The following is a 6,335-nucleotide window of genomic DNA, read 5'->3' as shown; positions in this document are numbered from 1 at the left end:
CCAGCGACTAGTTCCACTGCCACAAGGCAGAAGGAACGCAGATAAACATAACCTGCCCCAGCATGGGGCTAGGAGTACGAATCCTGGGCCCCTTCAAGCGGAACTGCCAACAACGTAATGGACGTCGGCAAGCAAAAGCGCCGCGCCACCAAGGATGGGAAACGCGGCGCTAGAGCAATCCAGCGGGAGGGTGCTTAGTGGTCAGCGCCCTGGATGGAGTGTTTGTGATCGCGGACTGCTTCGCCCTCAGCGTAAAGCGGCATATCCTGCTTGGCCTTGTACCATTCGGCGTGGTTCGGCTCGAGCGGGGTGCGGCCGGCGATGAGGTCGGCAGCCTTCTCGCCCACCATCATGGTTGGGGCGTAGATATTGCCGTTGGTCACAGACGGGAAGACGGAGGCATCCGCAATGTAGAGGCCTTCAACGCCCCATACGCCCATGGTGTCCGGGTTAACGACGGCCATCGGATCAGACTCCGCGCCCATTTTGGCGGTGCAGGATGGGTGCAGCGCGGTCTCGCCGTCGTTGCGGACCCACTCCAGGATTTCCTCATCGGTCTGGACATCCACGCCCGGGCTGAACTCGCGGGCGCCAACTTCTTCCATGGCCTTGGTATCCAGTAGGGAGCGGGCAACGCGTACTGCCTCTACCCACTCGCGGCGGTCCTGGTCGGTCTTCAGGTAGTTGAAGAGGATGGACGGCTTGTCGTGGATATCGGCGCTCTTGATGTGAACGTGACCCTTGGTATCGGAGAACATCGGGCCAACGTGCCACTGGAAGCCGTGCTTGACGTCCGCCTTCTGGCCGTCATAACGCACAGCCATCGGCAGGAAGTGGAACATGAGGTTCGGGTAATCCTCATTCTCATTGGAGCGCACGAAGCCGCCGCCCTCAAAGTGGGAGGTAGCAACCGGGCCCTTGTGGGTCAGCAGCCACTGCAGGCCCATGAACGGCCAGCGCCACTTATCCAGGTAAGGCTGGGAGGAAGCGGTGGACTTGGTGGTCTCATACTGGATGTAGACCTCGAGGTGGTCCTGCAGGTTCTCGCCCACACCTGGCAGGTGCTTGACGACGTCGATGCCGTGCTTTTCCAGAATCTCACGGTCACCAATGCCGGAGATTTCCAGCAGCTGCGGGGTGTTAATGGCACCGGCGGACAGCACGATCTTTTCGGCATAAACGCGGTGAACGCCGCCCTGCCACTCGTACTCGACGCCGACGGCCTTCTGGCCCTCGAAGAGGATCTTGGTGGTGAAAGCGCGGGTGCGGATCTCGAGGTTCTCGCGATCCATATTGGGGTAGAGGTAGGCACGGGCAGCGGACCAGCGCTTGCCGTTCTTAATATTACGGTCGAACGGAGCGAAGCCCTCCTGGCGGTAACCGTTGACGTCATTGGTCAGGTTGTAGCCGGCTTCCTGCACAGACTTGAACAGGGCCTGGAAGAGCTCGGAGGTAGCCGGACCGCGGGAGAGGTACAGCGGGCCATCGTGGCCACGGCGCGGGTCATTCGGCTCGGCCGCAGCGGCGGTTTCCATGCGGTTGAAGTACGGCAGGCAGTGGGCGAAATCCCAGTTCTCCATGCCCGGGTTCTGGCCCCACTTCTCATAGTCCATCGGGTTACCGCGCTGGTAGATCATGCCGTTGATGGAAGAAGATCCGCCGAGAACCTTGCCGCGGGCATGGTAAACGCGGCGGCCGTTCATCTCCGGCTCCGGATCGGACTCGTACATCCAGTCATAGTTCTTTGCACCGATTGGGAAAGAGAAACCGGACGGCATGTGAATAAACAGATCCCACAGGGAATCTGGGCGGCCAGCCTCAAGGACCAGCACGCGGGTGTTCTTGTCTTCGGTCAGGCGTGCGGCGATGACGGAGCCTGCGGAGCCGCCGCCAACGACGACTACGTCGCTTACTTCATCGGTGACCTTTTTAGCGGAGCGCTTTTTGGTCAGCTTGTCCATAAAACCCATAAATCCCCTTCTTTCTGTGAAATATTTCACACGTCAAGATTGCCCCACCGGAAGTGAAAATATTGTAATTTATACAAAAGTCTGTATTTATTCACATCGCCTTATGTGCGGGCACTATCTCCAGAGTACACATCCCTCTAGAAGTTTGCCCATCTTAATGTATATTTACCTTGTCCGGATGGATGTCTCTGGAGATGAAATCCGAAGTCTTTGCGCATAGTTCGCCCTAATATGATTCATTTCACTCACCTATCTCTCCCTGCGATCTTGTGAGACTTTTGGGGCACTCGTGCGAAAGATTCGGCCCAAACCAACCAACAATAGGAGAAGTAGATGGCTAACTTTGACCCTCACGATCCTGAGGAGTCTCACACTTCCAATAAAGACCCCCAACAAGGGGGTAAAAACACCTCTCTCGCAACCCCATCTGGAGAGCCCAAGAAGCGCAGCCCGCGCTACCAAGTCCGCGCCCTCGTCGGCAGCTATAAGGCAGAAACCGGCGATGATGTAGGCGCAGCCGAGGTCCCCGCCCCCAAAACCAACTGGCCGGTATTTATTATCTCTGGCGTGTTGATCATCGCCATGGTGCTCTACGCCGGCTTTGGCCGTGAATCGGCGGCGGAGACCCTGGCCAATGTCACCGGCTGGATTGGTACCAACCTCGGCTGGTTCTATGTTCTCACCGCCACCATCGCCGTGGTTTTCGTCCTTTATATTGCCATCTCCAATGCCGGCAATATCCGCTTAGGCCCGGACCACTCGCGGCCCAAATTCAATACTTTCTCCTGGGTGTCCATGCTCTTTGCCGCCGGCATTGGCGTGGATCTTATGTTTTTCGCCGTCGCCGAGCCGGTCACCATGTACATGGCGCCGCCCGTGGGCGAGGGCGAGACTATGGAGGCCGCCAAGGAAGCCGTGGTCTACGCCATGTTCCACTATGGCCTGACCGGCTGGGCCCTCTACGCCCTCATGGGCATGGCCTTCGGCTACTTTGCCTACCGCCTGAATATGCCGCTGGCTATTCGCTCCGCGCTCTACCCGCTCATCGGCAAGCGCGTGCATGGCCCTATCGGCTCCGCTGTCGACATCGCCGCCATGTTGGGCACTGTCTTCGGTGTTACCGCCTCCCTGGGCATCGGCGTGGTGCAGCTGTCCTATGGCATTCACCTCATCTTCGGCTTTGAACAGAGCTTCGGTCTGCAGGCCGCGCTCATCATCATCGCTATCACTATTGCGACCCTCTCGGCCGTATCCGGCGTGGATAAGGGCATCCGCTTCCTCTCCGAGCTCAACGTCTACCTGGCCATCGCGTTGATGATTTACGTCGTCGTCTTCGGCAAGACCGCGTACCTCTTCGATGCCATCGTGACCAATATCGGCGACTATGTCTCGAAGTTCCCATCTTGGACCATGGAGACCTTTGCCTTCGCCGAGGACCAGGCGGCCGCCGATACCTGGATGCAGTCCTGGACCCTCTTCTTCTGGGCATGGTGGATTGCTTGGGCGACCTTCGTTGGTCTCTTCCTGGCCCGCATCTCCCGCGGCCGCACCCTGCGCCAGTTCATCTTCGGCACCCTGACCTTCCCGTTCCTGTTCATCCTGATGTGGATGTCCTTCTTCGGCAACACCGCCTTAGACATGGTCCGCTCCGGTGACTACCCCGAATTCGCCGAAAATGCGATTACCGTGCCAGAGCAGGGCTTCTACGATATGTTGCAGGAATTCCCGGGCTCTGCCATCGTCATCTTCTTGACCACGTTCATCGGCCTGCTGCTCTACATCACCTCGGCCGATTCCGGCGCGTTGGTGATGTCCAACTTCACCTCCCGCATTACCGATAACCGCCAGGACGGTTCCCGCTGGCTGCGCATCTTCTGGTCCGTAACCGTAGGTGCGCTGACCTTGGCTCTGCTGCAGATCGATGGCATCGCTACCGTGCAGTCCGCAACCGTCGTGATGGGCCTGCCTTTCGCGTTCGTGGTTTACCTCATCATGTTCTCGCTGTGGAAGTCCCTGCGCCTGGAAAATATCCAGCGCGAGGCCCGCACCACCGCTATGCACGGCGTGATTTCTTCCCGTACCGAGCGCGAGCCTTCGGATTCCAACCTCTGGAAGAATCGCCTCGACCGCGCCAACACCTTCCCCTCCAAGCAGGAAATGGATACCTACCTGCGCGAGACCGCTACCTACGCCCTCGAGCAGGTGGCAACGCACATGCGCAGCCGCGGCTACGATGCGCTTCTGCTCACCAGCGAGCTTCCCGATGTCGAACTTCCCCAGCTCGACCTCGAGGTTAAGCTGCACAATGAGCGCATGTTCCGCTACCAGCTCTTCCCGGTCGCGGCCGAGCGCCCCGACTTCAGCACGGGCGAGGGCGATGAGTACTACCGCCTCGAGGTCTACGACATGACCGGTTCGCTGGGCTATGACGTCTACGGCTATTCCGAGAACCAGATCATCAATAACGTGCTGGACCTCTACGAGCGTCACCTGGCCTTCCTCTACATGCAGCAGACCCAGCCGGGCGATTCCGACGTCTCCGACGGCGCCGAGCCCGAGCGCACCTGGCGCGAAGATAGCTAAGCTGGCCAGTACAACTACCTCTATGAGAGAAAGGTTGCTTTTCACTTGAGCACCCAGAACACTCTGTTCGACCCCACCCAGACCGATCTGCTGAAGGGCGTGCATGCCGACGGCGCCCCAAAGTCCCTGTTCATCAACGGTAAGTGGGAAGCCGCCCAAAGCGGCGAGACCCGTACGATCATCTGCCCGGCCGATGGCTCCACCGTCGGCCTGGTCTCCGAGGCCTCCGACGAGGACACCGAGCGCGCCATCAAGGTTGCACGTGAAAACTTCGACAACGGCGAGTGGGCCAATACCCCGTCCGCCGAGCGCGGCAAGCTCGTCATCCGCGTGGCCGATTTCATCCGCGAGCACAAGGAGCTTTTCGCCCAAGCCGAGTCCGCCGATACCGGCAAGCGCTACGAGGAGTCCCTGGGCGATATGGATGACATCGCCAACGCCTTCGAGTTCTTCGGCACCCTGGCCCAGCACCAGGCCGGCCGCGTAGTCGACCCACAGGATCCCAACCTGCGCTCGCGCATCGACGCCGAGCCCGTTGGCGTCTGCGGCCTGATTACCCCGTGGAACTACCCGCTGCTGCAGGTCTCTTGGAAGGTGGGCCCGGCCCTGGCCGCCGGCAATACCTTCGTCCTCAAGCAGGCGGAGCTCACCCCGCACACCGCCATGCTGCTCATGGCCGCCCTTAAGGAATGCGGTCTGCCGGACGGCGTGGGCAACCTCATCACCGGCGCTGGCGCTAACTGCGGCAACCCGCTGTCCCAGCACCCGGACGTGGACATGGTTTCCTTTACCGGTGGCCTGGTTACCGGCAAGATCATCGCCAAGAATGCGGCTGAGACCGTCAAGCGCACCGCGCTCGAGCTCGGTGGCAAGAACCCGAACGTCATCTTCGCCGATGCCGACTTCGACGTCGCCGTGGACAACGCCCTCAATGGCGCCTTCTTCCACTCCGGCCAGGTCTGCTCCGCAGGCTCCCGCATCGTCGTGGAAGAGTCCCTGCACGATAAGTTCGTCGACGCCTTGGTAGAGCGCGCCAATAAGATCAAGATCGGCGGCCCGACCGATGAAAAGGCCGAGACCGGCCCGCTCATCTCCGCCGATCACCGCGAGAAAGTCGCCGCCTACGTGGACAAGGCTCGCGAGCAGGGCGCCAAGATCCTCACCGGTGGCCGCGCGGCTACCAGCGAGGACACCAATGGCCAGCACGGCACCGGCACCACCGACCTGGGCGCTGGTGTCTACTACCTGCCAACCATCATCGATGGTGCTACCCGCGAGATGGATTGCGTGCACGACGAGGCCTTCGGCCCGACCGTGACCATCGAGACCTTCACCACCGAGGAGGAGGCCATCGAGATCGCCAACGACACCGAGTACGGCCTGGCAGGCGCCGTCTACACTTCCGACGCCGGCCGCGCCGAGCGCGTAGCCCGCGCCCTGCGCCACGGCACCATCTGGATCAACGATTTCCACCCATACCTGCCGCAGGCAGAATGGGGCGGCTTCAAGCAGTCCGGCAACGGTCGCGAGCTTGGCCCCACCGGCTTGGCTGAGTACCAGGAGCACAAGCACGTGTACCAGAACCTCTCCCCTGCCGCTTGGGATCAGTTTGGCCTGCAGTAACTAAGCCGGCCGCATAACAGTCAGCCCCCGCTGCTCGGTGAACTGGCCCCCGAAAGTTGGACTGGTTTAATTCTAGGCGGTTAGGGCTTCAAGGGTCTGATTTCGATATTGCATCGGGGTCAGGCCCTTGAGTCGTTGTTGGATGCGTTCGGTGTTGTA

Annotated in this window: 4 protein-coding genes; 2 read left to right on the top strand and 2 right to left on the bottom strand. The window is 60.3% G+C overall.

Translation table 11 applies throughout. The annotated features are described in order from the left end of the window. Positions 1 to 194: 194 nt before the first annotated feature. Complete coding sequence (gene betA / locus MHY24_RS11905) at positions 195 to 1,970, bottom strand: choline dehydrogenase (protein WP_239230915.1); 1,776 nt, start codon at positions 1,968 to 1,970, stop codon at positions 195 to 197. Positions 1,971 to 2,303: 333 nt separating this feature from the next. On the opposite strand from betA, the gene betT reads away from it, so the two are divergent. Further along, positions 2,304 to 4,553 (top strand): choline BCCT transporter BetT, encoded by a 2,250-nt coding sequence (betT, locus tag MHY24_RS11900; protein WP_239230912.1) that lies wholly within the window; start codon positions 2,304 to 2,306, stop codon positions 4,551 to 4,553. 45 nt (positions 4,554 to 4,598) lie between these two features. Then, a complete protein-coding gene (locus MHY24_RS11895) occupies positions 4,599 to 6,176 on the top strand; it encodes an aldehyde dehydrogenase family protein (protein WP_239230909.1) in 1,578 nt (525 codons plus the stop codon). A gap of 72 nt (positions 6,177 to 6,248) precedes the next feature. On the opposite strand, the gene MHY24_RS11890 is transcribed toward MHY24_RS11895, so the two are convergent. After that, the coding region (locus tag MHY24_RS11890; RefSeq protein ID WP_239230518.1) for an IS3 family transposase at positions 6,249 to 6,335 on the bottom strand (87 nt) is incomplete at its 5' end.

It is taken from the genome of Corynebacterium sp. ACRPQ (assembly GCF_022347225.1).
Lineage (GTDB): Bacteria > Actinomycetota > Actinomycetes > Mycobacteriales > Mycobacteriaceae > Corynebacterium > Corynebacterium tuberculostearicum_D.
This window is presented reverse-complemented; position numbering and strand designations above follow the sequence as displayed.